Genomic DNA, 16834 nt, shown 5'->3' on the forward strand with positions numbered 1-16834 from the left:
TGCTATACGATCAGTCGGCGTATTGTCCGGCGGCCTCGATGATCGGCTTCCAGCGTGTAACTTCCGATTCCAGCTTGGCTTTCAGCGCCGCCGGTGTCGCGTCAGCTTCCGATGACGGCTTTGTTCCGAGCTCGGCAAAACGGGCAACCACGTTCTGGTCTTTCAGTGCAACCTGAAGCGACTTCGACAGACGCTCCGTGATTTCCGCCGGGGTGCCCTTGGGTGCGTAGATGCCGTGCCAAATACCCACTTCCATGCCGTCCAGACCGGCTTCCTTCGTGGTCGGAAGATCTTTCAGCACGTCCAGGCGTTCGGGCGAGGTAACAGCATAAGCCTTGATCGTGCCTGCCTGAATCTGCTTGGTCGTATTGGTGGTCTGGTCGCACATGATGTCGACCTGACCGCCGAGAAGATCGGTCATAGCCGGGCCGGTTCCCTTGTAGGGAACTGTGACAAGCGGAGTTTCAATCGCACTCATGAACAGCATGCCACAAAGATGCGAGGCCGCGCCGATACCGGCATTGGCGACTGTCACTGTATCCTTGTTGGCCTTGGCATATTCGACCAGCCCCTTGAGATCGGTCGGCTCAAGGTCCTTGCGGGCAACGATGGTCATCGGAACCTCTGTGACGAGGCCGACATATTCGAACGCATTCAGCGTGTCATATGCAAGTTTGCGGTAGAGTGTTGCACTTGTGGCCATGCCGATATGATGAAGCAGTAGCGTATAGCCATCTGGATCGGCGGATGCGACGCGTCCTGCGCCCAGCGTTCCGCCTGCGCCACCGACATTTTCGACAATAACCTGTTGTCCGAGGTCTTTGGACATGGATTCCGCAACAAGCCGCGTTACGGTGTCGGTAGGCCCACCTGCTGCAAAAGGCACGACCATTGTGATCGTCCGTTCCGGATAATTTTGTGCCTGTGCGGTGAAAGCGGCAGTGGAAACAGCAAGTGTCGTCGCCAGAGCGGCGATAAGTTTCATCATAGCGTCCTCCCAGACTATGTTGCGGCGGGCAAGCCCGCATTCAGAATTTAGCTCCCCACGCCTCTTCGGGCGCTTCGGGCAATCAGATTCATTATTATCCAGTCACTGGATAAAGTGTTCCGATACCGAAATTGCTCTTGAATCGGCATGATTATCGGATGCTCGTTAAAAAGAATGTAGATGCATCCCGGCGGATTGCCAATGCCTGAGCTTCAAGGAAAGCGTTTATACTACCAAAGTCTGGGTAGCTCACTCATCATGTTTGCGCGGCACGGCAACGCATCGTTTGACAGGCATATTCTGACGGCGCGCGCTGATGGATATTGGTGCTAATCCTGAGTCTCTCCAAAAGTATGTACATCAAAGTATATTACTATTCTGTGAAGTATTTTTGTCAGTTGTTGTTTTAGCTGGAGCTAAATCTGAAACCTTGCTAGATGCGAAGCGCATTTATGAGAATTAGATTAGGAGAGGACCAATATGAAGAAGTATCTTCTAGGCGCTTTGTTCGTTGTTCTGGCAACCCCATCCTTCGCCTGCACGGCTGAGGAAGTCCAGGCAAAAGCTATGGAAGTCGCCACGAAAATGCAGGAAGTTGCTGCTGCCAATCCGCAGAAAGCTCAGGAAATCGCTCAGAAAATGAGTGGCGCCCAGACGCAGGCAACAAGCGATCTTGAAGGCGCATGCAAGGTCTATGACGACCTGCTCGCCGATCTCAACTCGTAAGAGTTCTACGGCTCAACCTCTTGCAGTTCTGCTTGTGGGAGGTTGAATATTCAAGGCGAGGTTATGGACAAGATTTCTGGCAGATGCGGTTAAACCGTCCAGAGATTGCACAGCGATCACCAGGTTTCTTCCTGCCCAGGTGTCAGTGAGTGTTACTGCTGCAATTGGTACTGTTTTTCCAAGCCGTCGGGCCGCTGTCCGTGGAATGATTGCAATACCCACATTAGCGGCGACCATATTGCCGATTGCTTCGAAGGTACGCAGTCGGGTTCGAATTTTGAGCCGGGCCCCCAGCCGGGTTGCCTGAAATTCAATGTGCTCCTGCAAGGCACCCGCTGACAGGCCGACGAATTGTTCCTGCAGGACATCCGAAAAACTCACGCATTTATGTTCGGCCAGTGGATGATGTCTGGCCGTGATCAGCACCAACTGATCCTTTGCAAACGGAACCAGTTCCAGTCCCACAGTTTCTGCCGCATCCGATAAAATTCCGATTTCAACGAAACCGCGCAAAACAGCGCGGGCGATATCGTTGCTCTGTCGTTCCTTCAGTTCCACATCAATGCGGGGATTTTCCGCCATCCAGGCTGCAAGTCGTACAGGAAGATATTCAGTGACGGCGGCGGTATTGGCTGCGACGCGAATAGCCGTGCGCATCGCTTTGGCATGCACGCCCAACTCGGTATGCATCTCGGCCATTTGCCGCATCACAACCCTCGCATGATGGAGGAGCGCTTCGCCCGCTTCCGAGAGGGCAACGCCGCGTCGCCCTCGTTCCAGAAGCGACACCTGGCCTGCGGCTTCCATGTCACGCAGGCGTTCGCTCGCAGCGGGAAGCGACAGGCCGACCTCGGCCGCGCCATGCGTGATGCTGCCGGTATCAGCTACGGCGAGAAACAGGCGGAGGTCTGTGAGATCAAAACGCATGAGCGATAGTAGCGCGAATTTTGCCTATGGAAAAGCCGAAGGCTCAATAAGGAACTTCCGTATTCCGTCTGACAATCATGTCGTTATAGGAGAAGCATGACTTATTCATTCTCCTTGATCCTGACGATTGCAATTACGTTCCTCGGCGCCGGTTTTGTCAAAGGCGTGACCGGAATGGGACTGCCTACGGTCGCAATGGGCATATTGGGGGCGCTGATATCTCCCCTTGCAGCGGCAAGCCTGTTGATTGTTCCGTCATTCATCACCAATCTTTGGCAGCTTCTGGCAGGGCCCAGTTTCGGTAAGCTTGTCATTCGTCTTTGGAGCATGATGCTGGCCATTACGGTCGGGACCATCGCAGGGACTGCGGTTCTGGTCGGCGGGAATATTGCAATCACCACGTCGATGCTGGGTCTCTCGCTTGTTATCTATGCGACCTATACACTGTTCGCTCGCCAGCTTCAGGTGCCTGCAAGACTTGAGCGTCTGCTGTCTCCGGTTGCCGGATTGTTGACCGGCTTGATCGCAGGCGCGACAGGCATATTCGTCATCCCGGCTGTGCCCTACCTACAAGCGCTGGGTCTGCGAAAAGACGATCTTGTGCAATCACTCGGGCTTTCCTTCACCATCTCGACAGCCGCGCTTGCGGTTGGACTATCGAGCAGGCAGGCTTATTCTGGCGAACTTCTGCTGGTATCTGTTCTGGCCATCGTTCCATCGCTGGTCGGCATGTTCCTAGGGCAGGCTTGTCGTCGCAGGATCAGGCCGGAAAACTTCCGCCAATGGTTTCTGATCGGCCTCATGTTTCTTGGCCTTGAGATGGCCTTGAGGCCGTTGTTCTCGATGAGTTGATGATGGGAGAAAGTTTTTTCCGTTCCGGCAGGCCGATACGGATTTGCTTTCTTGTTCGAATCCGGCAAGGGCAGGATATTGTCTCACCCCCATGGGAACAGTCTTTTGCTTCAGCGGGGTTTCGCTGAAGCTCCCCTATTATCGGCCTGATTGACGGAATGACCCAGAGAAATCCAGAACAACACCAGTCGCTTGCGTTGCGACTGTTCAAACCGGTTCTCGCCGGAGCAACGTTACGAGAACGTTCGGTTGCCTGCCTCGGCGCCTTGGTAGGTATTGCGCTGACCGGCTTCATATCGAGTTTTCTGCTGGGAAATGGTCCCCATCTGCCGTTGATCGTTGCACCAATCGGCGCGTCGGCGGTTTTGCTCTTCGCAGTTCCGACAAGTCCGCTGGCTCAGCCATGGTCGATCATCGGCGGCAACACAATTTCAGCTTTTGTGGGCTTGGCCGTGACCCAGTTTGTCGACGATCCAGCTTTGGCAATCGGTCTTGGTGTTGCTCTCGCCATCGCGGCGATGTCCGTTACCCGCAGCCTTCATCCGCCCGGCGGCGCTGCGGCACTAACGGCGGTTCTGGGTGGCTCGGCGGTTGCCAAGTGGGGTTTCCTTTTTCCACTTGTACCGGTCGCGCTGAATTCGTGCCTTCTTGTAGGGGTGGGTATCCTGTTTCACAAACTTTCACGCAGGAAATACCCGCATGTGGCTGCCACTGCTCCCATCAACAAACACAGCACAGTTGATTTGCCGCCTTCGGTCCGTATGGGTATCCGTGAGGAAGACATCGACCGGGCTTTGCTTGCTCTGGACGAAAGTTTCGATATTGATCGCAACGATCTTGGACGTTTGTTGCGACAAGTGGAGCTTGAAGTGTCCATTCGTTCACATGGCGACCTGACATGTGCCGATATCATGTCGCGCGACGTCGTCAGCATCGATGAAGATGCGACGGCAAGCCAAGCTCGAGACCTGATCTTGCGGCACAATCTCATGACCTTGCCCGTTCGTGCTCTCGATGGACACCTGAAGGGTGTGGTCGGTTTACGTGAATTGATGCATCCGGGCGACGATTTCAGAAACTATATCGTGGAGGCTCCAACCGCGTCGCAGACCGATCCGGTCTTGAGCCTTTTGCCCAGCATGACCGATGGGTTGACGCATGCCGTCGTGGTCGTCGATGAAATGCGCCGTATCATCGGCTTGGTGTCACAGAGCGATCTTCTGAGCACGCTTGCCCGTTCTCTACCCAATGAAAAGCTGGTGCCTCTGAAAGCGGCATAACCTGCTGGTCTACGCTGCGCTATTGAATTAGAACGATTTTCCGGGCAGGGTTTTCCAGCCCGGAAATCTTCAGCAGGTGATTATGTCCGTCCAGCGTGCGAGCTTCTATATTCTACTGGCACTGGTCACCATCGCCTTTGCGTGGTTGCTGCTGCCTTATTATTCGGCGGTTCTCTGGGCCGTTATCCTCGCCGTGGTTTTCTCGCCGGTACAGCAGCGCCTTGAGCGTCTGCTCGGCGGTCGGAAGAATATTGCAGCTCTGCTTTCTGTGCTCATGTGCATCTGTCTGGTCATCATTCCGATGCTCGCGATTTTCGGCTCGCTGGTGCAGGAGGGGAACTCTCTCTATCAACGCCTGAGTAGTCGCGAGTTCGATCTGAACAGCTATATCTCGCGCATTCTGAACGCCTTGCCGGATTCGCTGGAGGAGTGGCTGACCCGGTTTGAACTGGGTAATTTTGCCGAATGGCGCTCGCGTATATCGTCTGCGATCATGCAAGGCAGTCAGCTTTTTGCGGGAAAACTGGTCAGCTTCGGCCAGAACACGCTGCAATTCTTCATTGGCTTCGGAATCATGCTTTATCTGCTGTTCTTTCTGTTTCGCGACGGTGCGGATCTTGGACGAAAGATCAGGCAGGCCATTCCGCTTAACGATGACTATACGCGGCAGTTTCTGGAAAAGTTTACCGCTGTCATCCGTGCGACTGTGAAGGGCAATATCATCATCGCCATCATTCAGGGCTCGATTGGCGGCGTGACATTTTGGCTTCTAGGAGTGGAAGCGGCCTTGCTCTGGGGCGTTATGATGACATTTCTTTCCATGCTGCCGGCTGTCGGTGCCGCACTTGTCTGGGTGCCGGCGGCAGCTTGGTTTTTTGCAAGCGGGGAATGGATCGGCGGAAGCATTCTGGTTTTCGTCGGCGTATTCGTGATCGGGCTGGTCGATAATCTCCTGCGTCCGCCGCTTGTCGGAAAGGGAACTCGCATGCCCGATTACGTCGTTCTGATATCCACAGTCGGCGGTATTTCGTTGATCGGGATCAACGGTTTTGTGGTCGGCCCGCTGATTGCCGCTATGTTCATCGCCGCATGGTCGCTTCTGGCAGAAGAGCAGAAGAGCAAGGGTTCTGCACAACTGCCAAAAGACTAAATCTTCAGGCGACTTTCAGTTCGGCGATGGGAAGTCCGGTTTCGGTCATCTTGTTGTCGACGCCGTTTTCGTCGAGAAACTGCTTCATCTCGGCATAGGTTTCGAACCATGCCCGATTATATTTGTCGAACAGCGACTGATCCCAATAGTCTTCCAGTCGGAAAGGTTTTTCGCTGAAGACATCATAGCTCGGAATCTTGTAGGTTTCAGCGAATTCGGCTGTTCGGCTGTCGTAGGTAAAATAGATAGACGGCACGCCATTGGCCAGCGCCATTAGATTGCCGTGCAGACGATAACCAAGGACGAGCTGCTGCCTGCGCACCAGTTCCTCGTAATCGGCGACGACATCCGAATAGAACATGCGATGACGATAGAGGTTTTCTATCGTCTCATCGAAATACCAGTCCGCTGTCCAGCGATGGTTCTTGAGGGCTGCTATAGCCTCTTCCTTCTGCTCCGCTGTGCCGAAGACCATCTTCTTTTCATCGATTTCGCCCTGCGCCATCAATGTCACATCGAAGCGTTTGGCCATGGATTTGATGAGGTCGCGGTGACGGGTGAGATATTGTTCTATGTCCTGCGCATAGGCCGGTGAAACCTCGCGGCGAACCGTAACGCCGACTTGGGCAACGTTTTCCAGCGGCGGCAACTTGATGCGCAGATGCTGGTTGTTGCGACGAAACGCGGTTGGGCAGCCGACGATGCGCACATTGCGAATGCCGATATCGTTCAGTACCTGGGCCGTGTAAGCGCCGCGCACACCGATGGACGTCGTGGAATCTGCAATGATGCGCAGGACCGCCTTCGTCTCTTCGGAAAGCTGTATTTCCCCTCTGACCGGCGCTTGCGCTCCGACGCCGAATGCGATGACCGGCAGTTTCAGCCGCTGTAATACCGGGATCGTGTCGCGCCAGTTCATATCCTTGTTGATATAGTTCGAACCGCGCAGGATCACATAATCATATTCTTCACGCAGCCGATCGATCTTCTCGGGTGAGAAATTGGTGATCGGGAGTTCGGAAGCCTTCTCGTAATTCATCAGCTTCAACGATGACTCGAAGACGAAGGCATCGCCGATGTTGTGATAATGATTGATGCTGCCCTGAACGTCGGTGTGACGATACCAGCGGACATTGTCGTGATCGTACACTTCTCCCGCAGGGATCATGACGAGGGCGCGTGCCATACGGTCTTCCTTCTGTTTCACTAAGGTCAAGCCAGGCTCAGCTTGCCTGAGAAAGAGCAGTTTGCGTAACTGCCGGTTTCTGTCTGCGCGGTTTTGACTCACGCAGCCTTTTATAAAGATCGAGATGCTCCTTGGCGCAGTCGACATAATGGACCGGATTGCGGATGGAATGATGCAACCTGTCCCATATGCTCGGCGCGCTCAGCACTTCTGTAAAGCGGTCGGCCAGATCCTCGGCGCTGCGAACACGGAAATGCAGGCCGTCTTCGCCGTCGCGGATCTTTTCAGCCATGCCGCCGATATTCGAGCAGATGACCGGGCGGCGATGGTGCAGCGCCTCCTGAATGACGATGGGTGAATTTTCCCACCAGATCGAGGGCATGACCACCCAGTCGACCGACTGCATGAGGCGTGGCATTTCAGCATTCTGGTAGGCGCCGTAGAACCGCACGCGCGGACCGGCTTCTTCAATCAGTTTCTGCATGCGCTCCTGAAAGGCGGGCGGCTGCTTTTCCAGATTGCCACCGAAGATCATCAGGCGGGAATCCTCGCCCCAGACCTGTTCCGGTACACGTGATACGGCATCGACCAGCACATCTATACCCTTGAACGGGTTGATCTGACCGAAAAAGGCAAAGCGGCTGCGTCGAGGGTTAGGACCGGTCAGCTCGCGCGGAGGGGTAACATCACGGATGGCGATGCCGTTTTCGATGACTGCCATCTTGTCTGGATTGAGACCCCATTCGAGATAGCGATTGGCGAGAAACTCGCTCGGCGAGACGAAGGCGTCGGCCAATTCCAGCATGCCGCGCACAAAGCGTTCTCGCTTGAGGAAACGCGCTGGCGGTATCTGCGGAAAACAGGCGTGGCAATCAATGGGGGATGCCTCATTGCAGAGCTTGGACGTCCCAGCTTTGACCATCTGGCCGTCATTGTTGCATATGGACAGAAACTCGTGAAACGTTACCAGAATGATGCGATCCGGCAGTGCCTCACGGATGGCATAGAGCGTTTCAAGTCCGAGTCCGAGAACATGATGAAAATGCACGATATCCGGGTCGAAGTCGCGGACAAAGCGCAGCAGGTCGCGGCGGATTTCATCGGTGTTCTTGTTCGACAGATAGAAGTGATCGTACTCATCCGCATGGAACAGGATTTCGTCGCTGGCACGCCGCATGCTCATCAGCGCCGTCGTGCCATGCCGAGGGATCGGGTGAGCGGCCCGTGCCAGATAGACCGATTGCACACCGGGAACGGTGTTCAACCCCTTGTGCAGATTGTAGGAAGCGATTTCACCGCCACCGAGCGAGATCGAAGGGTGAGCATGTGAGATGACGAGAACACGGAGTTTATCGCTCATGCGGGTTCCTCCGTCTCTACCTTGCGTCTGCCAGCGAGAATGGAGGACCAGCGTGCATCGAAGACCTGCCGGTCAATGCGTTCAATGAGGGCAATGGTCGATGCCCTGTCGGTTACGGATGTGTCGTCAGCTCCAAGCATCTGTGCTGAAGGCAACCAGTAGGAGCGCAAGCCCGATTGTTTCAGTTTCAATCCGAGATCCAATCCCTTTTCATGGGTGCCGAGATAGCCGCGCGTAAAGCCACCGACGGAAAACAGGGCTTCACGCGGAAGGATGCAGCACTCGAATGTTGCCGTGGCCACTTCTGTCAATGACATGCCCGAAACGGCATCGATGGGGTAACCAGCATAACGACTGATCAGAGCGCGATCTGCCGACATGCCGGATTGCGGTCCAGCAACCCAGGTTCCCGCCCAGCGAATTGAATCATCCTCATAGGCAAGGGTGGGAGAGAGAACGCAGTCCTTGTGCGCTTCATAGGCGCTGACGAGCTTGTTCAGCCATCCGGAGCGGCGCGGCAGCAGTGAGCCCGCCAGAAATATCACCTGATCCGTCGAAACTGTGCGGGCACCGACTTCGAGCGCATCGTAGAGGTCTTCCGATCCTGTGGCGGAAACGAGGCGGATACGCAGGCGATAGAAATCTGCAAGACGTCTGATCTGCACGCCGACACGGTCGATGATCTCGGTCGCAGCCGCAATCACGATCGGCGCGATGCGCGTTTCGGGATCGAGCGCAAGAAGTGCAAGCAATGGTTCGATTTCCTCGACGCGCTCGTCGATACCAATGATGATCGCTGGCCCTATCGCATCTTCGAATGGGCCGAGATCCACCACGCCAAAGACTTCCGGCGCAGGACGATTGACGCCGCGCAACAAAGGCACGAGCTGCTGGTCGACAATATGACGCAAAGCCCACGCATTCGGGTCAGTTGCGCGGATTTGCCGGACGATGGCGTCACGTGACGTGAGGCGGGTCGGCGTCAATGGAAAGAAAGCACGCCGTCCGTCGCTGATCGCAAGTTCGAGATAGAACGGCGAGGTGCTGTCACCGGCAAGTTCCGGCGCGAAGGCCACGAAACCATGGGCGTGACGGTTGGGATCGAGACCTGCATTGAAGGGAGGCTGATTATCGAACTCTCGCGTGACGTCCGGTCGGTCGATACGAGTCCAGTTGGTGTCGATCTGAATTTCACCGCGATGACGGCGCAGTTTCACTCTTTCCACATGGCTGTCGGGATCGAGCAGCCAGCCGGAAATCAGCATTCCACTCCCTTCGACCCGGAAGACGTTGTCAATGCCCATCCGGACAGGAAAGGGAAGGCTGGACACTGTATCTGCCCCGTCGAAACGGTTTGCGGCGGAACGCATACGCAGAAGAATGTCCGTCGAGCTGCGTACCCGTGGCAGGATAGCCCGGATATGGCCCGGTGTCTCACGGGAGCCGGACAATAGCCTGCGGTCGTAGACTTCGGTAAAACGCCAGCCCCGTCGTCCGCGAAACAAAAGCCGTTCGATATCGGTGGGTTCGACCGGCTCATTGGCAAGCAGAAGGCCTGCAAATCCGGAAGCTTCATCGTTCAGGTCGGGACGGGCAAAAACGCTGACTGCACATTCAGCAAGCGAAGGGTTCTTACCGCTGATCAACAGGCGGGTAACTGCCGGCGTCAGATCCTGTGCCCAGCCCTGCACAAAAATCTCGCCTTCATCGCTGCCGCCGATGAGCTCGATACAGCCATCGGAGCGGGCTCCCGCCTGCAGCAGAACGGTGATGGCCGAAAGTTTCTTCCGGCTGATAGGACCTGAAATCAACCCTTCCACGAGTTCATCGATGACGCCCGGTAAGCCGGGCCCGGCAAGATCGCCTATCATCGCCACGAAATCGCCGATGGAAGCGGAACGCGACGCAAAATTGTAGCGCGCAACCTTTGCCCGGTGCTGGAACATAATCGTCTTGAGGGTGCCGCGGCGCAAAGCACCTGTTGGCACGATGGCGACAAAGCCATGCGTCCCGGCAGGCGAAGGTTCTTTGAGCGGCCATGTGATCAGACTTGTCTTCACACTCATGGCGGGGTCGCCATTGAGAAAAGCCGTTACCTGATCGTTTGCGGCACTCCCGATGCCGAGTACCAGCACCAGCGTGTCTTCGATCACGCTGCCGACGACCATCTCGCCCTCCATCATCATGGGAGGACGATCCGGTGACCGGGTCGGTCTTGCGGTCGGCTGCTGCGTAATTGGTCTTTCGTCTTGCGCCATGAGATGTTTCCTCAGGGCATAACCGCAAGGGTCAGCAGGGCGCCAGCGACGAAACCGGTCAAAACGGCAGCCAACAAAAACAGGAACTTGAGATCGCCGCCGCTGCGCTTGCGCACTTCGTCCATGCGTTGTTCCAGTCCCGCAACAACGCCGTCCATGCGCATGATATGCACGTCGAGTTCTGTCATGCGCTGATGGAGATCAGTGCGCAGGCCGTCGACGGAACTTGCAATGTCAAGCAGTTCGGCGGGGGCGGCATTGCCGGACGCATCCAGGGTTGGCGCGACGCGCTGCAACGATCGCTGGTTGACCTGCAACTGGCGTTGCGCCGCCATCAGCATGTCGAGCTTGTCCAGAATACGCGTCATCGGAGCGGCGATAAGCGCTTCGGCTGCCTGTTCGTCAGGCTTCGGCACGCGCAGCTTCTGCTCTGTGCCGGAAGCATTGGCCGCGACGACCACGAGTTCGCCGGCCCGAGCGGCTGCGAATTGCGGCAGCATCACTTCAAAAGCGTGCTTGCCGTCGCCGATACCGTTGCGCTTCAGGTCGGGACGATCCTTATCGGCAGGCGCTTCGGCAATAGGCTTGTCGTCCAGCAGAACGCGGATCAGAAGCCTTTCGGTCGGAACGGAAGGATCGAAGGCCCAACCGTAGAGACGGCCTTCCTCAATGGCATCAACGCGTCCTTTCATGGCTTCGGTCCTTTGAGGCCCGGCTGCGGTATTGGGTGCCGCTGCCTGCTTTGTTTCCCCCTCGGATGGAACTTTGGTCGCGATGTTCATGATTTACCTCTTATGCTGCCTCGACACGTGCGATACGCAATGTCCCGATCAGATCGAGATAGCGTGCGGCGGTAGTGTCGATGGTATCCGGATGACGCGCATTCTCGCTGAGTGACTGGCGCAAATCCGGGTCTTCCGCCATTCGACGCATCGCCTGGGCGAGCGCGAGCGGATCATTTGGCGGAACGGTGAGGCCATTCACCTCATTTTCAATCATCTCGGCCATTCCACCGATATTGCTACATATGACAGGGCGGTTCTGTCCCTGTGCTTCCTGAATGACGAGCGGGGCATTTTCCCACCAGATCGACGGCATGATCGCGCAATCGACGGCCTGGATCAGTTGGGCGATATCCTCCCGGCGATAAGCACCCCGACGCTGGACGGAGGGGTATGTCTCCGCAAAGAGCCGCTCGATTTCATTGACGAAGCTTTCGCTTTGAAATGGTGCTGCACCGTGCACGCGCAGTTCGAAATCGAAACCCTCTGAAATAAGCTGTTGTGCAGCTTCAAGCAGGACTGTGGCGCCTTTCCACGGATTGAGATTGCCGAAATAGCCGAAGACCGGTTTGCTGCGGGCCGCTGGCTTTAGCTCGATAGCAGGCCGTTCCGGCTGGCCGTTGGGTATGACGCTGATCAGCTCTTTCGCAAGCCCCCATTCAACGTAACGCTGCTTCAGAAATTCGCTCGGTGAAACGAAAGCATCGACGGCGCTGAGCAGCGATTTGATATGCCGCTCGCGCAGTACAAACTTATCCAAGGAGATGTCCTTGAAACAGGCATGACATCTGTCGGGACCGGCCCCATGGCACAGTTCCTTGCCACTGGTGCGGACCATCAATCCGTCATGGTGACAGATGGAGTAATAATCGTGCAAAGTCAGAATGATACGACAATCGGGTAAAGTGCGACGCACGATATGCGGAAACTCGGCGCCGAGCAAAAGCAGGTGGTGCAGGTGGACGACATCAGGCTTGAAGTCCTGCAATAGCTCGACGATGTCGGGAACGATCCCGTAAAGGTCAATCTGACTCATGTAGAAGCGGTCGAAATGGCCAGACCAGAGCAGGATCTCGTCGCCGCCATTGCCGATGCTCTGAAAGCTTGTGCCGGGGCGGGCCTCACGATGCACCTTGTTGGTAGCCCCCATAAACATGGCTTCGCAACCGGCGCGCTGATAGGCCCGAAACAGGTCGTGTGCGAAAATCTCCGTTCCACCGGGATGCAGTGACGGGTGGTTATGGGCTGCTATAAGGACACGCGGCGCCATCAGACAGCACCTCGCGAGGCGATGAAAATATCCTGATAGTGATCGGCCTCGATGCCACGCCAGTGGCCGAAGGATTTGGTGTCGAGCGTCAGTTTTGCACCGGCAAGCGCGCGATCCAAGAATCCGTTTTCAAATCCCACAGCCGCAAGCGGTGGCAATTCGGGAACAAACCAGCACGGTCCGCTGCCGTGGCGTTCAAATGCAAGTCGCTTGTCGCGCTTGCCGTGGCGGTCACGCGCGGCCACGTCGTCCACCACGAAGGCCGTCATGAACAGTTTTCCACCGGGAGCGAGAACACGAGAAACCTGATCGAGATAGGTTTTGACTTCATCTGACGGCAGATGCGTGACCACTGATGTCATGATGACGAAATCGAAGCTCTTGTCCACGAACGGCAGGACAAGATTAAGCCCGTTGACCGAACCTTTGGGATTATAGAGGTCGTGGGCGATATCGATGTGGCGGAACTCGAAGTTCGGATAGTGTGACGTGATGTTCTGGCGACACCAGTTCACGCCACCTGCCACGGGGTCGATACCAGAATAACGTGTCTTCGCCGGATCGAGATACTGCGTCAGCGGCACAGCCATGCGACCGATCCCCGAACCGATGTCGAGCACGCGCGCGTCAGGACGAAGCCCGCCCTTGCGAATGAAATGACCGAGAAACTCGGCACCCACCGCACGATAGTCACCGTCGCCAACGAACACGTTGTTCGGATCGGGTGAAGGCAGAAAGCGGTTCTTTAGAACCGACTGCATCAACCAGTCGATCTGCGCATCCGGTATTGCTGGTTTGGCTTCAGGTTCTGGCTGTTTCAGCGCTACCACGTCCGTCAAGCGGCGCTCCTTTCAGATTTGGTCATGATCACATTCGACAGATCGGCAGTGCCGTCCTGTTCCTGCGGCTGGACCATCAATTCGGTTATGTCATCATCCCAGCGCTGTGTGTGGAGCCAGGAGTTATATTGGCTGGCGAGCCCGCGCATGTAGTCCGCGCTGCGGCGGATCGAGCGACGCTCGAAATGGTAAAGTGCAACAGAAGGCTCATAGAATATCTGGAAGCCAAGCTGTCTGATCTTCAGGCACAGATCGCTGTCTTCATAGTCCCCGATGACATAGTCTTCCGTATAGCCTCCGACGAGATCAAAGATATCCTTGCGCGTGATGAGGCAGGCACCGGTGACGCCGGGCACCTCGCGTGCACGGAGCGCAGGCGGATAGTTGCCAGGCATGCCCTTGTAATAATGGTGGTTCAGCCAGATGCCCTGGCGATCACGGGCAAAGTAAAGCCCTGCATGTTGAAGCGAACCATCCTCAAACAGAAGGCGAGGGCCGATTGCTCCCAGCTTAGGTTGGTCGAACAGTGGTTGTACCAGTTGCTGCAACCAGCCGTGTTGCGCCGGAACGACGTCGGAATTCAGCATTACAATGGTCGTGCCGGTTGCAATGCTGGCACCTGCATTGCAGGCACGGGCATACCCGCTATTGCGGTTCATGACGGCGAGCTTGAACGGCATGTCGTGCAGAATGTGCAGCCCGCCCAGCATGTGTTCGGTGTCGTCCTGAATCTCAGGCGAATCCAGCACGAAGATGAACTCTGCATTTTCCACCAGCCAAGGATCCGTAGCCATGGATGAAAACTGGAATCGCAGGAAATCGAGATTGCGATAAAGTGGAATGACGATAGATGCGAGCGGGGAGGACGGCGTCTTTCCGTAATCCTTCACCTCGGATATACGCACGGTTGTAGCGAGCTTCTTCTCAACTTCGGTGAGAGCCGGTCCCAGAATATGCGAGAAGACGTGCGGCCTAGCCTGTTGGGGCGGTACAGACCGCAAAATGCGGTTGCGCTGCGCCGACGGCTCGAAGGGCTGCGGTGCGGGTATCAGGGGTGCGGTCGTGCCGGACGCAAGACGCATCTGAAATCGCGGCTGCAAGAGAGGGCCAAGATTCTGCACTGAGGGAAGCCAGGCGACAAAGCCTGTCACATCCTGTTGTGCTGCATCTTCCCTTTTCGCGATTTTGCCAGGAAATTTATGAAAGTTGGGCTTTAGCGACAATGCACTGCCGCCTTCCGGTAGATATTCGATATCTGCAAGCATGGTGGCCGGATCGTGCATCCATCCGCCAACGATCAATCCGCCGTCAAGCGCCAGAGCGAGATCGATTTCTGCCGCCGGGTGGGTGGTGGACTGCGCAATCTGGCGAACGGGCAGCGGCGTGCGTGTTTGTAGGTCTATGGCGACCGCCGCACCGGCGGGACTTAGCTTACCAAGCTGGCGAACAAGAAATTCCCGCAACGCGCCATTGCCCTGCCATTTGGTCCACCACTTGGCAAAATCTGTTTGTTCGCCGCTCGTCGTGGCAAGCTTGCGAACGGCAACGCCTTTCGGACCGGTGAGCACCAGCAACAGCGATGATGGCAGATCCTGTGCCGCTTCCAGTAGAAAGTGACAGGGCTGCCAGGCGTTACGGGCCTGTTTGCCCACCACAAATCTCGGTGGAATGACCATAACGCTGCCGGAAGTGATGCCGTAGATGGCGGAAATCTCGCCCAGCATCGGGTCGACCGCTGTTTCAAGGAGATGATGTCCCTGAACCGGTTCGCCGCAATGCTGGGCCTCGCGCGGTTCCGGCGTCAATGCGAAAGTCAGGTCACGCACGAGGGATGCGAAAGTCTGGTTTCGCGAAAGACGGAAAGCGCTGCGCCACGTGGTCAGAATATTTGTGAGAAGCTTGATATGTCCGGGCAGGGTGAGTTCGCTCACGACATATTCAACGTCGAAGGGAGCAAGTTCGTTGGCCGGATACACGATAGCCCGAGCCGTCGGGCCAAGAGAGCCTGCGGAGAGCGAAAGTTCTACCGGCTCATTGCCTGTACGCATCGCCCAGAACATGCGTAGACCGCCATTTTCGAGCGGAATGCCAACGCTTAGCAAGGGAACCGGCTGAACCGGCATTTCAAATGTGCATTTGGTGGTCGTGCGAGCCGGGCCCGGGATGTCCCAGATGATCACAGCGACATCGGCGCAAAGACGGCAAATGGAGAGGTTCTCGGTTTTGCTTTCAGTGTCCGCCGAATGGTCGAGATTCAATGTGAGGCCCTTTCATTCTTGCAGGAAGATCCGGCTTGCCGGAAGGTCCGGGCACGCAAAATTGGGGAAGATGCGTGCCCGGTGAAGACAAACATGCCCGGCGGGAGGATTGCCGGGCATGCTCTCAATTGTTCAATTAGTGAACAGTGAAGTACTGGTCCGGATGAGCCTGTACGTCGTCTGCATTGGTGTTAACGAGGGTGACGGTGTCGCCATTGCCGAGATCGACAAGGACATTGCCACCAACCTGCGTGACACGATCGGCAAGATCGTCTGCGGAAGAGACATCAAGGCCATTGATGCCCTTCTGAATCTGCAGAATGTCTTCACCGGGATTGAAGTCGAGAATGACGTCGTTTCCGCCGCCACCATTGAACAGGAATGTATCGCTGCCATTTCCGCCGATGAGAACATCATTTCCAGCGCCGCCATCGAGGATGTCGTTGCCGTTCCCACCGTAGAGAATGTCATTATGTGCGCCGCCATAGAGCAGGTCGGAGCCGTTGCCGCCCTGGAGAATGTCATCTCCATTGCCGCCATACAGCACGTCGCTGCCATTGCCGCCGCTCAGGACGTCGTTTCCTTCATTGCCGAAGAGAATGTCGTTCCCGTTTTCGCCGAACAGGGTATCGTTACCCGTGCCGCCGAAAAGGATGTCACTCCCGTTGCCGCCGAAGACAGTGTCGTTACCATCGCCTCCGAATACGAGATCATCACCGCCATGGGCGCGGATGAAATCGTCAAAGCGGGAGCCGAACAACACGTCGTCGTAGGCGCCGCCTTCTAAAGTGGCCATCTGCTTCTCCTTGTGTTCCTGTATGGGGTTTCCACAAGCCGGAATGCTCCGACCATTATGCTCTTAGTAGTCTGCTCTGCATTAACTGGAATTGCAACATTGGTAATTGGTATAATTTGGGCAACGATAAGTAACAAATTATTACTATTAATTTATATTACA

Annotated in this window: 14 protein-coding genes; 4 read left to right on the forward strand and 10 right to left on the reverse strand. The window is 56.0% G+C overall.

Annotated elements, in window-relative coordinates:
- Positions 1-10: 10 nt before the first annotated feature.
- Positions 11-988 (reverse strand): tripartite tricarboxylate transporter substrate-binding protein, encoded by a 978-nt coding sequence (locus tag FIB18_RS13260; protein ID WP_140021167.1) that lies wholly within the window; start codon positions 986-988, stop codon positions 11-13.
- 480 nt (positions 989-1468) lie between these two features.
- On the opposite strand from FIB18_RS13260, the gene FIB18_RS13265 reads away from it, so the two are divergent.
- Entirely contained in the window at positions 1469-1714 is a 246-nt protein-coding gene (locus FIB18_RS13265; protein ID WP_140021168.1) for a hypothetical protein, read from the forward strand.
- A 12-nt stretch (positions 1715-1726) separates the two neighbouring features.
- Here FIB18_RS13265 and FIB18_RS13270 read toward each other — a convergent pair whose 3' ends face one another.
- Positions 1727-2641, reverse strand: a complete 915-nt coding sequence (locus FIB18_RS13270; protein WP_140021169.1) for a LysR family transcriptional regulator — start codon at positions 2639-2641, stop codon at positions 1727-1729.
- Positions 2642-2737: 96 nt separating this feature from the next.
- Here FIB18_RS13270 and FIB18_RS13275 point away from each other — a divergent pair, with 96 nt between their 5' ends.
- From FIB18_RS13275 to FIB18_RS13285, 3 genes are all read left to right on the forward strand, one after another.
- Positions 2738-3493: a sulfite exporter TauE/SafE family protein gene (locus FIB18_RS13275; RefSeq protein WP_140021170.1), complete on the forward strand. Its 756-nt coding sequence runs from the start codon at positions 2738-2740 to the stop codon at positions 3491-3493.
- A gap of 158 nt (positions 3494-3651) precedes the next feature.
- Positions 3652-4773, forward strand: a complete 1122-nt coding sequence (locus FIB18_RS13280) for an HPP family protein (RefSeq protein ID WP_140021171.1) — start codon at positions 3652-3654, stop codon at positions 4771-4773.
- A gap of 82 nt (positions 4774-4855) precedes the next feature.
- Entirely contained in the window at positions 4856-5923 is a 1068-nt protein-coding gene (locus FIB18_RS13285; protein ID WP_140021172.1) for an AI-2E family transporter, read from the forward strand.
- Positions 5924-5927: 4 nt separating this feature from the next.
- Here FIB18_RS13285 and FIB18_RS13290 read toward each other — a convergent pair whose 3' ends face one another.
- The 8 genes from FIB18_RS13290 to FIB18_RS13325 form a co-directional block, all read right to left on the reverse strand.
- Positions 5928-7109, reverse strand: coding sequence for a polysaccharide pyruvyl transferase family protein (locus FIB18_RS13290; RefSeq protein ID WP_140021173.1), 1182 nt, complete (start codon positions 7107-7109; stop codon positions 5928-5930).
- Between the two features lie 37 nt (positions 7110-7146).
- Entirely contained in the window at positions 7147-8469 is a 1323-nt protein-coding gene (locus FIB18_RS13295) for a glycosyltransferase family 4 protein (protein WP_140021174.1), read from the reverse strand.
- Positions 8466-10727, reverse strand: coding sequence for a glycosyltransferase family 2 protein (locus tag FIB18_RS13300; RefSeq protein WP_140021175.1), 2262 nt, complete (start codon positions 10725-10727; stop codon positions 8466-8468). Before FIB18_RS13300 ends, FIB18_RS13295 begins: the two co-directional genes overlap by 4 nt.
- 11 nt (positions 10728-10738) lie before the next feature.
- Positions 10739-11509 carry a hypothetical protein gene (locus FIB18_RS13305; RefSeq protein WP_140021176.1) on the reverse strand — a complete coding sequence of 257 codons (771 nt, stop codon included), beginning with the start codon at positions 11507-11509 and terminating at the stop codon, positions 10739-10741.
- A 10-nt stretch (positions 11510-11519) separates the two neighbouring features.
- Positions 11520-12779 carry a glycosyltransferase family 4 protein gene (locus FIB18_RS13310; RefSeq protein ID WP_140021177.1) on the reverse strand — a complete coding sequence of 420 codons (1260 nt, stop codon included), beginning with the start codon at positions 12777-12779 and terminating at the stop codon, positions 11520-11522.
- The gene (locus FIB18_RS13315) at positions 12779-13618 is read right to left on the reverse strand and encodes a class I SAM-dependent methyltransferase (protein ID WP_140021178.1); all 840 of its coding nucleotides are present in this window, start codon (positions 13616-13618) and stop codon (positions 12779-12781) included. The genes FIB18_RS13310 and FIB18_RS13315 overlap by 1 nt, the downstream gene beginning before the upstream one ends.
- Positions 13615-15876, reverse strand: coding sequence for a glycosyltransferase family 2 protein (locus FIB18_RS13320; RefSeq protein WP_140021179.1), 2262 nt, complete (start codon positions 15874-15876; stop codon positions 13615-13617). The genes FIB18_RS13315 and FIB18_RS13320 overlap by 4 nt, the downstream gene beginning before the upstream one ends.
- 136 nt (positions 15877-16012) lie before the next feature.
- A complete protein-coding gene (locus FIB18_RS13325) occupies positions 16013-16672 on the reverse strand; it encodes a calcium-binding protein (protein WP_105544528.1) in 660 nt (219 codons plus the stop codon).
- Positions 16673-16834: the final 162 nt, after the last annotated feature.

This window comes from Brucella pecoris (assembly GCF_006376675.1).
Taxonomy (GTDB): Bacteria; Pseudomonadota; Alphaproteobacteria; order Rhizobiales; family Rhizobiaceae; genus Brucella; species Brucella pecoris.